10 protein-coding genes are annotated in these 16,214 nt (G+C 68.1%); 8 read left to right on the top strand and 2 right to left on the bottom strand.

Features of this window, described 5'->3' with window-relative positions; translation table 11 throughout:
- The first annotated feature begins 292 nt into the window (after positions 1-292).
- The 6 genes from ABT026_RS17780 (at position 293) to ABT026_RS17755 (ending at position 9,094) form a co-directional block, all read left to right on the top strand.
- Positions 293-553 (top strand): hypothetical protein, encoded by a 261-nt coding sequence (locus ABT026_RS17780; protein WP_351115456.1) that lies wholly within the window; start codon positions 293-295, stop codon positions 551-553.
- Between the two features lies 1 nt (position 554).
- Positions 555-1,517 carry a hypothetical protein gene (locus tag ABT026_RS17775; protein WP_351115455.1) on the top strand — a complete coding sequence of 321 codons (963 nt, stop codon included), beginning with the start codon at positions 555-557 and terminating at the stop codon, positions 1,515-1,517.
- Between the two features lie 1,449 nt (positions 1,518-2,966).
- Positions 2,967-4,841: a DnaB-like helicase C-terminal domain-containing protein gene (locus ABT026_RS17770; protein WP_351115454.1), complete on the top strand. Its 1,875-nt coding sequence runs from the start codon at positions 2,967-2,969 to the stop codon at positions 4,839-4,841.
- Positions 4,842-5,462, top strand: coding sequence for a hypothetical protein (locus tag ABT026_RS17765; RefSeq protein WP_351115453.1), 621 nt, complete (start codon positions 4,842-4,844; stop codon positions 5,460-5,462).
- 731 nt (positions 5,463-6,193) lie between these two features.
- Positions 6,194-7,285, top strand: a complete 1,092-nt coding sequence (locus ABT026_RS17760; protein ID WP_351115451.1) for a DUF3800 domain-containing protein — start codon at positions 6,194-6,196, stop codon at positions 7,283-7,285.
- A gap of 549 nt (positions 7,286-7,834) precedes the next feature.
- The gene (locus ABT026_RS17755; RefSeq protein ID WP_351115449.1) at positions 7,835-9,094 is read left to right on the top strand and encodes an AlbA family DNA-binding domain-containing protein; all 1,260 of its coding nucleotides are present in this window, start codon (positions 7,835-7,837) and stop codon (positions 9,092-9,094) included.
- Between the two features lie 222 nt (positions 9,095-9,316).
- Here ABT026_RS17755 and ABT026_RS17750 read toward each other — a convergent pair whose 3' ends face one another.
- Complete coding sequence (locus ABT026_RS17750) at positions 9,317-9,505, bottom strand: hypothetical protein (RefSeq protein WP_351115448.1); 189 nt, start codon at positions 9,503-9,505, stop codon at positions 9,317-9,319.
- A gap of 468 nt (positions 9,506-9,973) precedes the next feature.
- On the opposite strand from ABT026_RS17750, the gene ABT026_RS17745 reads away from it, so the two are divergent.
- Together ABT026_RS17745 and ABT026_RS17740 are read left to right on the top strand one after the other, a co-directional pair.
- Entirely contained in the window at positions 9,974-10,543 is a 570-nt protein-coding gene (locus tag ABT026_RS17745; protein ID WP_351115446.1) for an RNA polymerase sigma factor, read from the top strand.
- 2 nt (positions 10,544-10,545) lie between these two features.
- A complete protein-coding gene (locus tag ABT026_RS17740) occupies positions 10,546-11,325 on the top strand; it encodes a hypothetical protein (RefSeq protein WP_351115445.1) in 780 nt (259 codons plus the stop codon).
- A gap of 805 nt (positions 11,326-12,130) precedes the next feature.
- On the opposite strand, the gene ABT026_RS17735 is transcribed toward ABT026_RS17740, so the two are convergent.
- Positions 12,131-15,220 carry a hypothetical protein gene (locus ABT026_RS17735; RefSeq protein WP_351115444.1) on the bottom strand — a complete coding sequence of 1,030 codons (3,090 nt, stop codon included), beginning with the start codon at positions 15,218-15,220 and terminating at the stop codon, positions 12,131-12,133.
- Between the last annotated feature and the right edge of the window lie 994 nt (positions 15,221-16,214).

The following is a 16,214-nucleotide window of genomic DNA, read 5'->3' as shown; positions in this document are numbered from 1 at the left end:
TCCGGAGTCGGGAATTTCGCTTCACACACCTCTCGGCCAGCTGTACCAGGGACGGTGCAAGCCCTGGACGATTTCGGGTCAACCCGATTTTCCAGGTGGCCTGACCAGGGACGAACGACGTACCTGCGTTTCACGACGGTGAACACGTCAGCCTGAACGGGCGCCGATCAGGCTGGCCTTGAGAGCGTCGGCGAGGGAACCTTGAGGCATCGACGGCGGGATACGCCTCGCACCAATCCCTTCCCGAATCACCCGGGTTGGGGACCTCACCCCTACCTTCCTGGAGCTGCTCATGTCCGCCCTTCCCCTGCCCGCCGCCAGCCCCGAGCCGCCGGCGTTCTGCGCCAGCCACCTCCCTGCCCGCACCCAGCCGAGTCGGCTGGGCATCCCCGAGGTCGTGGTCATCGTCGTGGTCGTCCTGGCATCGGCCGGACTGGCCGCCGGCAACCGGCCCGTCCCGGCCGCGCTGGTCGTGGTGGCCGCCGCAGTGGCCGACCTGATCACCGGCCGCCGCTCCAGCTACGTCGCCAAGCCCTCCCGCCGCACCCGGTGACATGGGCCGCCCCACCAAACCTGTCGCCGCCGGCACCAGCCCCCGGCTGCGGGCCCTGGCCGTCTACCTGCGCCAGCTCAAGGACGACACCCGTACCACCTACGCCACCCTGTCCGAGCGCACCGGCCCACCGGGCGCGCCCGGGTACCGCGGAGCCTCCACCCTCAGCCAGGCCGCCCGCGGCACCCACCTGCCCCCGCTCGAGACCGTCCTCGCCTACGCCCGCGCTGCCGGCGATCCCGGCAGCCACTCCACGCAGAGGCGAGAAGCGACAGCCCTGAGCCTGTGGAAGGCAGCTGCAATCGAGAAGGCCCGCCCACACCTGGCTGGTCGCGGCCGACGGACCCGGCAGGTCCGCACCCCCGCCTCCCTGGGCCAGGAACTGACGCGGCTGCGCCTGAGGGCCGGCCGGCCCTCTTACCGCGCCATCGAGAAGGCAACCAAGGCCGACGGGCACCGTGTACCGCGTTCGACAGCCCACCTGATCCTCATCGGGAAGGTCCTGCCCGGCCGCGAGCAGTTGGCCGCGCTCCTGAAAGCCTTCGACGTGAGCGTGGCGGACGCCGCACAGTGGCACGCGGTCCTCGACCGCATCGAGGACCGCCGGCGACCGCCCGAGCCGCCCCGGCGAGGCAGAGGGTACGCGTGCGCCGACGCCGACCCGGCCGTGCAGGAGTACTTCGAACGCCGTGAGCGCGACGAGGAGATCAAGCGCCGTACCGGGCAGATCCATCCGGACGAGACGTACGAGGACTACGAGGAACGGATGCGCGAGAGGACGTTCCAGCAGCAGTCCTCGGACATCTGGCTGTATGACGACCACGACGAGCCGGAGGACGACGACGAGCCGGAGGACGAGGCCCAGAGGCAAGCATGGGCCGGTGAGCAGGCCGCCTTCCGTGCCCAGCTGAAGGCATTGGTAGAGCCCGCCACCCCCACGGGGCACGGTGCCGATCACGCCTGACACCTCCCGAACCACCTGCCTGCCATCCTCCCGGGCAGGACCGGCCTGATCACCCACGACACCAACCCAAGCGTTACATAATTCCGGGGCGAATATTATGTAACGTCGGCTAGACTGGGGGGCAACGTTACATTTTTAGCGGCGCGGTCGTTTCGCAGAGGCGGCCGCTGCCGAGCCGACTGCCCGACCTTCCCCTTGCGATCCGCTTGCCACTTGCTCTTGGAGTCCCGGGTGTCCTCCTCACGTTCATCCCGCACCGCCGGTGAGGCGTCTTCCGGCGCTGCCGTGCCGGGCAACCCCGCCCACACCGCTCCGCCTGCAGCCTCACAGGAGCCGTCCGACCAGGCTCCGCGCTGGGCGGGCAACTGGCCATTGAGTTTTCCCACGCCTCCCACACCATCCTCAGCGGCCAAGACAGCCTCCGAAGACGCCAGCCGCCGACACGGCGATGACAGTCAACCCGAGTCAGCTGAGGGCCCGTTGTACGAGCGGGGAACAACCTCCGCCGCCCCTGACGCGGAAACACCACACGCCCTGACGCGCACCGGCCCCGCGACGCTGCACGAGGCCCGCAGCACACTCAAGCAGCTGATCAACGCCGCCATCCAAGGGCACCCCACACCCCTGACGCGTGGCCCGCACCATGCACTGCTCACCACGCCCGCCCACGCAACCGAACTGGGCTGGGACCTCACCCAAGCCCCCACCCACAGCTTCGTGGACGCCCGCAAAAAGCTGGGGGATCTGATCCAGTACGGCGCCGAGGGCCACCCTCAGGTGCTGTGCCGCCACAAGACCCCCGTCGCCGTCCTGCTTGCCGCAGCCGCGGACGGCACCCCCACCCCGCCCGCACTTCAAGCCGAGCCAGCACCCGACACAGCGGCTCCGGCTGCAGCAGCAGCCCCGGACTCCGCCACAACACCCCCGCAAGCAGTCCAGACCCCCCTCCCGACCACAACAGCCGAAGCCGAAGTCGAGGCCGCGAAAGACCTCGCGCCCGCACCGACCACTCCTCCTGCCGAAGCGGCCGCTGCACCCACCACGCCCTCGGAACCACAGCCGGAACCGACGCCAGCAGCCCAGGACACGCCTGCACCTGCCAGTACCCCCGCCTCACGCGGCACCACCCCAGCCACACCGGCCCCGTCGGCCACCCCCACCGGCTCCCCGGCCGCTCCCACCCCCGCACCCAGCCCCCCGACACTCCAGCACCCGCTCACACCACCGGCCGCCCTCCCCGCACCCCCCTCGGCCCCGCCCGAGCCGGGCCCGCCGGGCCCCACTCCCGCGACGCCCGGGACCAGTCACGAGACCGTCATCCCGGCCAGCGGCCCACCAACTATCACTGCGCCACGCACCCCGCGACGCCTGGCCGCACTCGCGCAAGCCCTCGACACCGTCCTTCCCACCACCGCCCCCACCGGTGAAACCGCCACACTCACACCCCTGATGGGCCTGCCGACCGGCATCCGCACCCTGGACGACGCCCTCGGCGGCCTCCAGCCCGGCCGCTTCTATCTCGTCGCCGCCGCCCCAGGAGCCGGATCCAGCCTGATCGCCACCGCCGCCGCACGCACCAGCGCCCTCGACCAGCACCAACCCGTCCTGTACGCCGCCTCCGGACTCACCCGCGCCGACATCGCCGCACGCATCGTCGCTGCACACCTGCCCGTCGACTACCGCCGCCTGCGAGCCGGCCGCCTCACCCCCACCGAGCAGGACGACACCGCGGCCCTCCACCACCACCTGGCCCAAGCCCCGCTGTACATCGACGACGGCACCGACCTGACCACCGACGCGATCGCCGAGAGCGTTCCGGACCTGCCCGGCCTAGCCCTCGTCGTGGTCGACCGCCTGCAGACCACCGAAGACCCCCGGCTGCCGCTGTCCGGCCTGACTCAGATCACCGACGCCGCCCAGGCCCTCGCCCACTTGGCCCGCACCCACGAGCTCCCCGTCCTCGCCGCCGTCGATACCGACGACCCCCGCCTGATCGCCGCGCTCAGCCTCGACATCACCATCACCCTGACCCGCGACGCCGACCAGATCCACGCCACCGTCGCCGAACGCGACCTCGGCCCGCAGGCCACCCTCACCCTCCACGCCGACCTCGCCCACGCCCGCATCACCGACCCGGCCACCCCCTACGCCAGCCCCACCACCCCAGCGCCGCCACCGACCGCGAGCCTGCACACCCCGGCACAGCCCCCGCAGGCGCCTCTTCAAGCCCCCACCAGCCCGCCCCAGGAGCCCACGCCCACCGAGCCCGTCCCGACAGGCCACACCGCCGCCCCACGCAGGCCATCGCCCCGCCGCCCCACCGCCCCACCTCCGCCAGAGGGCGGCTACGCAAACCGGGACTACAGCTACTTCACCGGCATGATCACCCGCGCCGTCGACGAAGCCCTCCACGACCACGACGGTGACATCGCCGCCGCAACCGAAGCCCTGGTGAAAAAGGCCGTACCGAACGCAATGGCTCTGTTCGAGGCAACCCGCGTCGGCGGAAATTACGAGCACACCGTCTACCCGGAAACCCTCGAATTCCTCCGAAAGAAAACCAAGGACGGCGCCGACGAAATCTGGGAGGGCCGCCACAACTGGACCAACACCCACCTCATGGATGCCCTCCAAAACGGCACCCACCCCCCGATCATCGTCAACGCCCTCGACACCAACGCCAGCTTCCTGTCCGCCTTCAAGACCCACCTGCCCATCGGCGCCCTGATCCACGACCCCCACGGCGGCTTCGACCCCAAACGCTCCGGCATCTACCGCCTCCCTACCCGCCCCACCTGGCACCACCCCCACCTGCCCGACCCGATCGGCAACCGCCGTGAAGACGGCCCCGTGCTCCTCGACGACGCCACCATCCGCCTCCTCATTCGCTGCGCCCGCCTCGGCCTGTGCGAGGCCCCCCACATCACCGAGCGCTGGACCTCCGGCGCCAGCGAAGGCCTCCTGGAAAAATTCCGCCGCGTCCTGACCGAAGCCCGCAAAAAAGCCATCGAAGCCGACGACACGATGACCGTCGAATACATCAAAGCCATGTACTCGAAATTCACCTCCACCATCGGAGAATCAAGCGTCAACCGCGACATCCGCCGACCCGACTGGATGCACATCATCCGCTCCCAGGCATTCGCTAACCTCTGGTATAAATCCCACCGAGCCCACAGCAACGGCCTGACCGTCGTCCGCGTCCGCGGCACCGACGAACTCCACGTCGCCGGCGACTGGCGCACCGTATTCACCGAAGGACGCCTCACCACCCAGATGAAACAAAAAGACCAGTACCCCCTGCCGAGGAAGAGCGCTCGATAGATGTCGACCGACGGTTGGAAGAACTTCGGCAACTACGGGGCAGACCGCGACCCGGGAAACGTCCACGGAAGAATCGCCCTCGCCCGCGCCCTCGAAGACGCCCTCGAGCGCATGATCATCGACGGCGGAATCAAATCCCCGGTCGACACCCGCCGCGGCCTGAAAGCCCGCATGCGTTACCTCACCACCACCAAAGGCGGCCCCCAAGCCTTGGCCGACGCCGGCATCCACGCCACCCCCGCCACGATCCGCGCCTGGACCCGCGGCACCCAGCGCCCGCGCCCGGCCAACCTTGAAGCGATCGACACCGCCTACTGGAACCTGCGAGCCCACAACGTGCTCGCCAACCCCGGCGCCCTCAAGCAGCACCTCAACCGCAATGGCCGCGGCACCCGCATCGAGATCCACCCCGTCAACCAGACCGCCGTCGACGAGCCACGCCGCCGCGACAACCTGAGGATCCAGCACCGGCAGGTCCGCTACATCTGGGACGATGCCGTCGACGCCCTCGTCGCCAGCGACCTGGACACCATGGAAGACCTCTGGGACGACATCATCGCCGAACTCGACTCCGACTGGGGCGCCTACACCTACGTCTCCTACATCGGCATTGGCGCCTGACACGACTGCCCGCAGGACCTGATCGGCCCAAAGCGGCGCTCGGCAACCACGGCACGCTGATGGTCTGCGGGGGGAGCGTCGGTGGAACGTCGTCGTCTGGGCGTCAGTGATGCAGGTGCGGTGACCTGTTTGTTGGCGCTGACGGGTGGTGCTCACTTGTTGCTGGTATGAGTGACGAAGGGCCATGTCATTCTCACGTCGACCGCCAACGACTCCGCCTGATCGCACCATCGCCATAGCGCCCCTCCCTGGAGTACGGCTGCAGGCCGGCCACACCTGGACACCGGACATCATCGTGCTTGGGAACGGACAGGCAGTTGTCTTCGAAGGGGACGGACCTCACGACCGAGACCGCCGCCGGTACGCCGATGACAGAAACCGAGACCTTCAGTGGCAGCGCTGCGGGATCCAGGTCGTCCGCCTGCCCGTGGAGGACATGCAGCAAGGCGAGCAGCTCACCAACCGACTCAAGGAAGAGCTTTCACGGCACCTCTGGCCCCGGTGACCAAAGTGGCGGGCGGTCATCGACGACCGCCCTCGTACTCTCCGAGACGGCTCCGAGCCGCTTCGAGAAGATCTTGTTCGGGCTGCGCCGCTCATTCCAACCCGAGGTCGGCCAGAGCCTAGAGCTTGTCGGCGGTGAGCATCGCGCGCTTCGTCTTCGCGTCCGAGTCTCGCAATGTCGGGAGAATCCCCAGCTACAGGTGGTTGACACTTGAGACAATGCGGTCATGCCTCTGACCGGAGCCGAGTACGAGCGGCTTGCCCAAACCGCGCCGACGCTCGACAGTGAAGCGGACGGGCGCTGGATAGCCTGTGACGAGTCGGGCTACGACGGCGAGGATCTTCTGAGCGAAGGCCTCTACATGATGGTGGCCGGAGTCGCCGTCGACGACGCGGAAGCCGAAGGCATCGTGCGCGACCTGCGCACAGAGACCAACATCCAGCCGGCCGTCCGCGATCTGAAGTTCAAGCACTTCCAGCGTGGAGACCGACTGCAGAAGCTCAGCCGCCTGTGGCAGAAGGACGGCGCACTGCACGGACGATGTTCGGTTTACGTGGTCGACAAGCGATACGGAATCATGAGCAAGGTCATCGACCTCCTGGTCGAAGAAGAGGCCTACCTACGCGGCATCGACCTGCATGAAAACAGGCAGGCCAGAAGGCTTGCCAGAGCCCTCGCCTGCGACGGCCGGCGTGCGCTGAAGAACGACCGCTTCAACAAGCTGGAGCAGGCCTTCGTTGCCTTCGCCCGCCGCAGAGACCCCGGCGACCGGCAGGCCGTCATCCAGACCTTTTACGAAGAAGTGGAGGCGGCCTGGACCATATCGACCCGGCGCAACGTCACCGAGGCCCTGCGATGGCTTCGGGACACGCGTGCCCACGCGGAGGCACTTCACGACGACGTAGCGCCTCAACAGCCGCCGCACCTGGAGCTTCTGGACACCGCGCTCGCCACCCTGACAAGAGCCTGGAGTGAGCGCTTGGGAGCGATCAGCGTCCTTGCTGACGAACACCGAGAACTCACGGACGCCCGGCTGGAGGTGACCAGAAACGTCCTGCGCTCCGGGGTCGGTGCTACGCCTTCCGTCATGCACCGGCGCCTTCGCATCCAGCGCATAGTGCGCGGGAGTTCCCATGATCACGCGTCCATTCAGCTTGCCGACCTGCTCGCTGGCGCGGCGGGAAGCGTGGCCAAGGGCGGCCCCGGCAACCCCACCGACGCCAGCGCGTTGCTGCGTCCGATCATCCTGCCGCTGATCGAGCAGACATCGCTCGTGCCCGCCGAAGGGCCTGACCCCTTCAGCCGCGACCGGATGTGAAGAGCGCCTGACAAGCGCCCCCGAGCCGTTCCACGCCAGCATGCTCGGGCGGATCGACGGGGGGAACGTTGAGACCGATCTGATGTAAACCAGCGCTATGGACACGAAACAGGTCTTCTGCGCCCGCTGTAGCAGCGCGGACTCCCTCAACATCCGTATCGGCACGGAGATCGCGGAGGGCTACTGCCCACGCTGTGACAAATCCTTCCGCGCAACTCCGTGCCAGGAGTGCGGCGGCTTCCGTGTCGACGGCTCCTACGGCGTCTCTGGCGCGCGATTCGAAAGGCTCCCGGACACGGTTAAGTGCTGGGACTGCGGTCACCGCAATCCCCTTCGTGACCCTGGCCCGGACTAGGAACTGCGGCGGGAGGCCGCCGACGCAACCCCGCGCCGCGGCCGCCGGCCTCGAGCTGCTCGGCTACCGCCTGAGCTGAGCAGCAGCACTTGGTCTCCCGCTCGCGTACCCCGGCGTAGCCTGCTCGGGAGCACGGGCCGTGACGGTGCGCCTGGTTCGGCTCCACACGCTGCGGGGGAGAGGGAAGGCCGGACATGGCGAACAACGGGCAGACGGACACGGCCGTACTGGTGGCGATGCTCAGCGAGCGCGCCGCCGTAAACGTCCGGCTGGCACTGGTCGCGGACGCACAACAGTGGCAACTGCACCATGGCCAGGTCACCTTGGACGACGACACCCCGGTGACGGAGCGGGCCTGGCGCTACAGCACGGCGAGCTTCCTGGAACTGAGCCTGCCCGGCCCGACGGTCGCCGCGCTACTGCGGGGCGGCGAACAGGATGTCCACGGTCTCCATGTCGTCGCCCCCGGCCCGCCGCCCTCCAGCGCCTCCACATCTCGGCTGCGCGGCCAGCAAGAGTGGGACCGGGTGACCACGCCGTGGCCGCGCACCGAGTGGACCATCAACCGGGACGCCAACACGCTCCAGTCCGACAACGACCTGCTAATTGGGGACGGCCCCTCTTTCCTGAACTTCGACCAGGCCCTCAGCGCCTTTCTCCACCAACGCCCGCACGACAGCAACGCGGGCCGCTCGGACCTGTGGCGCATCGTCCTGCCGCAGCGAGCGGGCTGGCTTGAGCAGATCACCATCGGCCCCGACCTGCTGACGGCCTTCGTAGACGGCGAGGACCTGGACGGCGCGGTACTTGAGCTGAGCTGGGCGGCGGGCAACGAGCGTCAGTCCGTCGACGGCGCCGGCGCCTACCGCTTCGCGTTGCCCCACGGACTCGCGCACGACAGCCTGCTGATGCTCCGCCGCGCGGACCAGTGGCTGGACTGGCGCCACTTCCCGGCCCCCACGTACGGGCGCGCCCGCGACGCCTCGGTCGTCTGGAAGCAGCCAGGCCCGGAGCTGGAGCTTCTCCTAGCGAACGGGGAGGGAAAGCACCTGGAGTGCAAACAGGCGGTCCCGGAAGGCGACTCTCGGAAGAAGATGCTCAAGACCATCGCCGCCTTCGCATCGCAGGACGGCGGCACCGTCCTGATCGGCGTCCGCGATGACCTGCAGATCGTGGGCCTGCCCGAGGGAGCGAACGTCGACAAGCAGGTCCTCCAGGTCGTCGGCATGATCCGAGACAACCTGGAGCCGGTGCCGTCCTACGAGCCACGCGTGATCGAACACGACGGAAAGACAGTCCTCGCGATCGAAGTCTCCGGCGGGAGCCAGATGTACGCCTACCGCGACGGACAGCGCGCGGAGTTCTACGTCCGCGTCGGCCCGAACACGGTGCCCGCACGCCACCACGAGATCGCCGCCGGATTCCGGCACGCTCCGACCGTCACCACGTTCTGAGTGAGCGAGGGCCGCCGCACCGGCGACGGCAAACGTCAACCACTCGGTGCGGCCGGCCCGCACTGGCCTCGCGCTGCTGACCCATGCCGTGGCCGCCGACTGGCTCACCGCCACGGAGGCCGGAGAGATCTGACCCTAGTCGCACACACCAACGGGCCCCGGGGGAGCAGCCACCGTCCCCGGGGCCCGCATTGGGGGTGCGCGCCTGGCTGGGGCTGCACGTCAGCCGATGATCGTGTGAAAGAACAGGACGGCGCCCGCGCCCGCCGCGCCGCCAGCGAGGAGCGCAGCAGCTGGGCTGCCGCCGTTGAAGGCTGTGAGCACGCCTGCACTGAGCCCGGCAAGTGTGCCGAGAACGAACACGATGGCAGCTCGCTGACTCAGAAGAGGGCCCTGCTCTTGGCTGTTCACATCTACTCCGATTGATTGAGGCGACGACACAGAAAGTGTTTGCATCGCCGGGGTTCCGGTGTTGATGCTGTAGCCCGTTCGCGGTCCTCTTCCCCCTGTGCTCCATGTCACGAGCTTCTGCTCAGAAACCTTGCTGATTCGCGGGGGGGACTGGCCTACCCGGCCGCTAAGACCGTAGACGTGAGCGAACCACGCCCGTCTCGACACGTCCTCAGGCGTCACGAGTCAAGGAACAGTCCAGGGATCGATGTCGACCGCCCGGAAGCGGACGGCGGACGCCCATCCCAAGCCGACCGAGGGCTTGTTGAACACCTTCCGTCCCTGGGAGATACAGACCTACCCGTTGATGAACGGGTAGCCCGCCTTGCAGCCGATGGCCGTCTTGTTGCGGCGCTGCGGGGCGACGGATTCGCTGGCCCCCGTTATGACCGGTTCGCCTGTCGGCTGATGGAGTATGGGTGGCCGATCATGCTCGCTTGGACTCACAGCGGGGAGATCTTTCGCCAGAGCAGATTGGCGGGGCGGCCGATCTGCGTGCGGCATGGCGGCGACTGGAGCCAGGATGACCGCTACCTGCTCGCGACGGAGACCGTGCTGGCCGGACTGGAGCTCTTCCGCACCTACGGCTTGGTGGGTAGGCGGTGGCAAGAGGCAGGCGGCGCGAGTTTGACGACCTATTACGTGGGGGCCTGCGTCCGGTCGTTCCGTCCGGTGTACGAACAATGGTTCCGAGATCGTTCACAGAGCACGATGGGAAAGGTCTCGCTTGAGGATGAGCCCACATGCGTGGACCTCGCAGACGAGGGAGCGGTCGACCCGGATCAGGCTGCTGTCATCCAGGATCAGGTCAGGCGCGCACTCGCTGCCCTTTCGGATCAGCAACTGCGCAATGGGCTGGTGAGGCGCGCGCTGGGATACACCCAACGGGAAGCAGCGGCATCGGTTGGACTGTCCGAAAAGGCCATGGAGCGGCGCCTGAGCCGGAGCCGCCACAAGCTTCGCGCTCTGGGGCTCGACGAGCAGGCGGGAGGTCAGTAACCATGACCACAGCGCACGGTGAGAACACTGCGTCGGCGTCCGATGACTTCGAGGCATTGCTGGACGCTTCCAGTCTTGGAACCGAGCACGTTTGTCGGGTCAGGGAGCAGATCCCAGACCGCATCCGCGAGCGGCTGCACGATGCTATGGGCCAGCGCTCCACCCCGACGAGCGGTTCCACCTGCACGCTCGATCGGTCCAGCTCTGGCTCTCTTGCTGACGAGGCCCGCCAACTATGGGCATGCAGCCCGGCATTGCGCATGGAGCTGCGTAGCACGGTCTTGGAGATCGTCCGCACCTTCGCTGAAGCGACGCTCGACGCCGACGCGCTTGCGGAAGCACTGGACGCAGGTCGGCTGGCGGTGGCTGGCCGGTGGGCACACGCTCTCAGGCGCGATCTTGCCTACGGCCTCGCCCGCGTCCGTGCTTTGGCGCATGGCAATGATTGCCTTGGACCGATGACGCGTGCCATGGCCGACAGCTTCTCCTACAAGCTTCCTGCCAACACCGTCCGTGCCTGCCAGGAGGTGCTGCGCTTGGCAGGTGATCTGCACTTGGTGCATGAGGCACTCACTGAGATCGTGAGCGACTTCGTGGACAGCGACCTTCGCAGTACTGACCTGGAATGGGTGCCTCTCGAAGGAGTGAGATGGAGTGCGGCGACATGCTGGCCTGCCATGTGGGAGGAACGGGTGCGCCGCGCCTCGGAACCTGAGGGACCAGGTGTCTTTGTTATCCGTGCCGAGCCAGAGCGCTGTCCATCTGCGCTCACCAGCATGTGATCTCCCTGAACGGCAGCTGACCGGCGTGTAGGTGCGGCTGCTACGCCACCGTCCCGTAGTGCGCTCTCGCGCCTTCAGCCCGCCAGTTCTGACGTGCGCTCGCGTACCGCCTGCGGTCGACGAGAACGCCGTCCAGCTGTTGCCGCGTCCCTTGCTCGCGGTGGGCGCTTCCGCGACCTTCTCTGCCACCAGCGTGGCGCTCAAGCCATGGCCCTGCCGACGCGCTGCAACCCCGGGCCAGGTCTTCAGCACTCCACATCCCTGGATCCCCTACGCTGCCCACTCCAGCCCGAGGTCGGCCAACTGCTGGAGCTTGTCGGCCCTCAGCTTCCCGCGCCTGCTCTTGCTGTTCGAGAGAAACGGCTTGACCTCCGTCCCGTCCTCCAGCCGCTCTACGTGGGCCCTGGGGACCGTGACAGAGCCCGTGCGGGCTTTTGTACTGGGCCGAGGGCCGCCACGCCCCGCTCGAAGGCGCCAGAGGCCGCCTTGGGGGTTTTGGCGGGTCCCTCCTGTCGGCGGCAGGGGTACGACGCCGATGGCCTCCAGGAGCTCGCGCTGCCCGTCCATAGGCCCTGCCAGGCGGTGTGCTGACGGTTGATGGTCTGCGGGGGGAGTGTCGGTGGAACGTCGTCGTCTGGGCGTCAGTGATGCAGGTGCGGTGACCTGTTTGTTGGCGCTGACGGGTGGTGCTCACTTATTGCTGGCATGAGTGACGAAGGGGCATGTCATTTTCACGCCGACCACCTAGGAAACAGGAAATGGAAGAGGTGTCGGCGGCCGGTTTGACGTCCTTAAGCGGTGTCGATCAGTTTCTGTATGCGTCGTCGATGGCTCCGGCGTTGATCAGGGCCACGCGCAGTGCCTCGCGCTCGGGGGTGTCCTGGACGGGGGAGCCGACGTAGAGAGCGGCGGCATGACGGACGGTCCGGATGCGCCGGTAGCCCTCCAGGGACCCGTGGTCGAGGGCTGCGGCGGCGATGAGCTGGGCTGACGGGGAGTGCGGGCTGCGGGCGGCGCGTTCGGCGGCGTGGTCGGCGTCTTCCAGGTCGGGCTGCTGGGTGAGGGTGGCGGCGGTGAGCTCCAGCCAGGTGTTCTCGTCAAGGATGTCGGCGAAGGCAAAGTGCCCTGCTCCGCGCAGGGCCGCGGGCGCAAGACGGGCCTCCAGCGCGGCCCGCCACAGGGCGGCGGCCCGCTCGGTTACCTCGCTGCTTGCCATGTGGGTGGTGTAGGTGGCCAACCGGGACAGCATCTCGCTGACGGCCTCGATCCCGCCCGGGCAGTCGGTGAGATGAGCGAGGAACTCCCCCGTGGGGCCGAGGGGTTCGGAGTCATCCAGCAGCGTGAGGAAGGCTTTGTCGAGGGCGCCTTCGGCCCCCGGCGCACACAGGGCATGCCACAGGCCGGTGCGTTCCAGCCGGGCCAGCAACGCAGCATCGGGACGGCCGCGGGTGAGCCAGACGCGTGCGGGGCGCCAGGCGTGATCCAGGGACAGGAGCGTGTCGGCATGGCTGGTGGTCCAGGCAGGGTCGCGGCCGTGGAGCTGGGCGAGACAGAACCCGATGACGGCGAGGGCTTGGTCGTCCGGCTCGGCGCCCAGGAGTTCCTCCAGCGTTGCCGTCAGCGGTTCGGGCAGCCCTTCCCTGGTCTGTCCCACGTGGTGGAGGCCCCAGGCGGTAAGGGACAGCAGGGCGCTGGCGCCGGGCGCCGTCGAGGCAGCGGTCAGCGGCGAAGGGGTGTCCAGACGCGGTGTGCTCCAGCCGGTGACCAGGCCGCGCAGCCACGTCACGGCGTCCGCCTCCACTGCCTGCAACGACATGCCGTTGTCCCAGGCGTGGTGCAGGAGGTTGGAGATGACCAGCTGCAGCTGTTCCGCCTCCGGCCCGTCGCCTTCCTGTTCCTGCGGGCGTACGGCGAAGGCGGCCTCGGCGACGGGGACCAGCGCGTCGGCATCCAGGCGGCCGCTGCCGGCGGCGAAGTGGAGGGCGTTGAAGTAGGCAGCCTGCAACGCAGGGCGCTGGGCGGCCGCCGCGATCACGGCCGGGTCGGCGGCCCAGGCCTGCGGGTCCTGGGCCACGAGCTCGCCCAGCAGTCCGGCACGATCTTCGTCAGCATAGTCTTCGTTGTTGACGGGGGCGGCGGCGAGCGCGGTGACCGTGGCAGCTGTCCCCTCGGTCCGGGCCTGTGCGGTGAAGGCCTCCAGGGAGAGCCCTCCGTAGGCCTCCACCCAGGAGGTGGTGGTCTTCATGACCGGATCAGGTCGGCCGGGCGGCGGCCCGTATTTCTCTTCCAGCAGGGCCAGTACCGGCTGCCACGGCGCCCGCACTGTCTCGGGCAGCACCGGCGACAGCCCCCGCACGATCCGCCACGGGCTGGGCACCGGCCCGGGAAAAGCATCGGCCCACACACGCATCTCCGCCGCGTCGGGCGGCACGCTCAGGGCTTCCTCCAGCGCCACCTCCATCTGCGGCCGCAGCTCGGGCGGGCAGTGGGCGTCCAGCAGGGCGAGGAAGTCGGCGAGGTCGGCGTTCGGCCACCTCCCGCCCCCTGCCTGCCGTGCGGTCTCGATGGCGGTCTGCCACCAGTCGGCCGAAGCCTCGGCCTGCAGGCTGTCGTGGGGCCAGGATTCGGTCAGGTGCGTGGCCATCAGCCGTGCCCGGTGCTCGGCGGCGGGCAGCTTGCCGCGCACACCCCGCAGCCGTTGCGCGACGGGCACGCCCAGCCGTGCCTCGGCCAGAGCGAGATCGAGCACGGCCCGCATCAGCGTCACGACGATCGCATGCGGAGGATCGGCCAGCGTGACCGTGCCGAGTTCGTTGACGAGTTCGGCCTGCAACGACGCGTCCCGGTCGCCGAGATGGTCGGCGAGAACACCGGCGAGCGCGGAGCGGATGATCCCCCCGAGCCGGTCCGGGCCGGTGCGCAGCCGGCCACCGGGGTGCGCGGTAGCGATCAGCTCCCGTAGCAACTGCCCACTCTCCCACGACTCGCTCGTGGTGAAGTCGCGGTCCCGCAGGATGTTCTCCACGACGGAGACCCACTGCCCCGTCCGCTCGGCGACGGCGACACCGACGGCCCAGTACGCGGCCTGGATCAGGACGAACCGCTCCGGCCGGGAGCGCACCAGATCGGCCAGCACGGCGGCCGCCGCCATACCCGCCTCGCCGAGAACGGCGACCGCCTGCGACAGGGCACCGGGCCCCTGCGCACAGATCGCCTCCAAGTTCTCCTTGACCCAGGCGCACACCCGCTGCGGATCCTCGGCCTGCAGCCGCCGCAGGTACGGCCCGGCCGGCCAGCGCGTCTGCTCGGGCAGCAGCCGGGCTATCGGCAGCAGGTCGAGCCAGCGCCCGCTCACAGCGGCCTGGAAGAAGTACACCCCTGCCCGCGGGTCGGTCATCCTCTCGACCTCGTCCGCGTCCTGCTGCACCGGGGCATCCAGCCGGGCCAGCTCCCGCAGCCGGTCCGCCCGCTCGGGCAGGGTGAGGAAGAGCTGCTCCATGGCGGCCGTGATGTCGTCGAACTGGCGGCGTGTCTCGTCGGCCCCGCTGTCGGATCCGTGCAGCACACCGGAGGCGGAGCTGTAGAAGGCGCTCCAGCTGCGGGCCGCTTCCGTCTCAGCCAGCCCCATCTCCTGTCGGGTCTGCTCGGCCACCAGGTGCCCGATCTGCCGGGTGCGGAACCCGCCGCGGTCCGCTTGCTCGGCGCGCAGCTCCTCGACCGCATCAGCGAGGACATCGAGATCCGCAGCCTCCACCTCGTGCTGTCGGCGCCAGGCATCCGTCACGGCCCCGGCGGCCTCGGTGACCGCCTTGGTGGCACTGCGCAGCCCGTGGAATTCCTCGCCCGCGATACTCAGGACACTGTCCAGTGCGCCCCGCAGACACGATTGCGCCACCTCATAAGGCGTTTGGAACGCGTCGGTGTTATTCAGGACGTGGGCGGCGTCCCGCATCAGGCTCAGCGCCCGCCGGCCCTTGTCGCCTTGAGCCTGCAGGGCTGAGACGAGTTCCGGGCGTATCACGCACGCGGCCAGCGACGGCCCGGCCTGCTGTGCAGGGGCAAGAGGATCAGACACCGGCTCACCGTAGCCGCGCGGCCCGAGCCTGGTCTGCCTGGACCAGCGTCGTGGCCCGGACGATCCAGGAGGCCCGGGAACGGGCCCGGGTGCCCAAGCGTGACGAACCGGCGGAAGACCCGAGAACGGACCAAAGAAATCCGAGCACAAGAAAAACGAGCCCCGAATTAGGTCCTGATACTCTACCTTTCGCACACAACGATTCACCCCTTTGGAGAACCTCATCTGGGGAGAATCGGTACAGAACAACCAACACTCCACGAGAAAACAGGTAATGTAAATGGAGTGAATGCATTCTCTCGGCAGGTTACAGAGTCCCTCTGGGAGGTTTTCTGTGTACCCTTTTCAGGCGTCGGGTATCTAACAAGAGGTTCAGACCAGCACTCCCAACACGAAGAGTAGCAGTTACATAATTTTGCACTTGCTTCTAAGAGCGTTACATAAATGGGTACACATTGGGAGCAGGAAGGGCGTCCGTCAGGGCGCTTCAACGTAAGTCAGCGCTCCAGTCGAGTGCCTAAAGAGATTAATGCAGGTCAGAAACCTATGAGCACCCAAGTCCAAACGATTCCGCCACTCCAATTATGTAACGGCAAGCGAGGGCCGGCGCCCGTCCTCCTAGCCAGCGTTGTAATGCCACGGAGTGGCGTTACAAAACCGTCGCGGAGCGGCGGCGCAACTCTCCGTCACGTAGTGACGGCGCGTCATGTCTCCGGAGGCGCCGGGACTTCTTCGTCTCGGCGGGTTGACTCATGTATAGGAGTCGTGCACTCTTCATATCGTCACTCCTATACATGAGTGACGGAGTCGAACA

It is taken from the genome of Streptomyces sp. NPDC002734 (genome assembly GCF_040295685.1).
Taxonomy (GTDB): domain Bacteria; phylum Actinomycetota; class Actinomycetes; order Streptomycetales; family Streptomycetaceae; genus Streptomyces.
The sequence above is the reverse complement of the archived record's forward strand: the minus strand, read 5'-3'. Positions and strand labels throughout refer to the sequence as shown.

Bases quoted from the DNA above. Each gene is read 5' to 3' on its own strand.
- ABT026_RS17775 (WP_351115455.1), top strand. From the start codon at position 555: ATGGGCCGCCCCACCAAACCTGTCGCCGCCGGCACCAGCCCCCGGCTG.
- ABT026_RS17745 (WP_351115446.1), top strand. From the start codon at position 9,974: ATGCTCGCTTGGACTCACAGCGGGGAGATCTTTCGCCAGAGCAGATTG.
- ABT026_RS17740 (WP_351115445.1), top strand. From the start codon at position 10,546: ATGACCACAGCGCACGGTGAGAACACTGCGTCGGCGTCCGATGACTTC.
- ABT026_RS17760 (WP_351115451.1), top strand. From the start codon at position 6,194: ATGCCTCTGACCGGAGCCGAGTACGAGCGGCTTGCCCAAACCGCGCCG.
- ABT026_RS17770 (WP_351115454.1), top strand. From the start codon at position 2,967: ATGGGCCTGCCGACCGGCATCCGCACCCTGGACGACGCCCTCGGCGGC.
- ABT026_RS17780 (WP_351115456.1), top strand. From the start codon at position 293: ATGTCCGCCCTTCCCCTGCCCGCCGCCAGCCCCGAGCCGCCGGCGTTC.
- ABT026_RS17755 (WP_351115449.1), top strand. From the start codon at position 7,835: ATGGCGAACAACGGGCAGACGGACACGGCCGTACTGGTGGCGATGCTC.
- ABT026_RS17765 (WP_351115453.1), top strand. From the start codon at position 4,842: ATGTCGACCGACGGTTGGAAGAACTTCGGCAACTACGGGGCAGACCGC.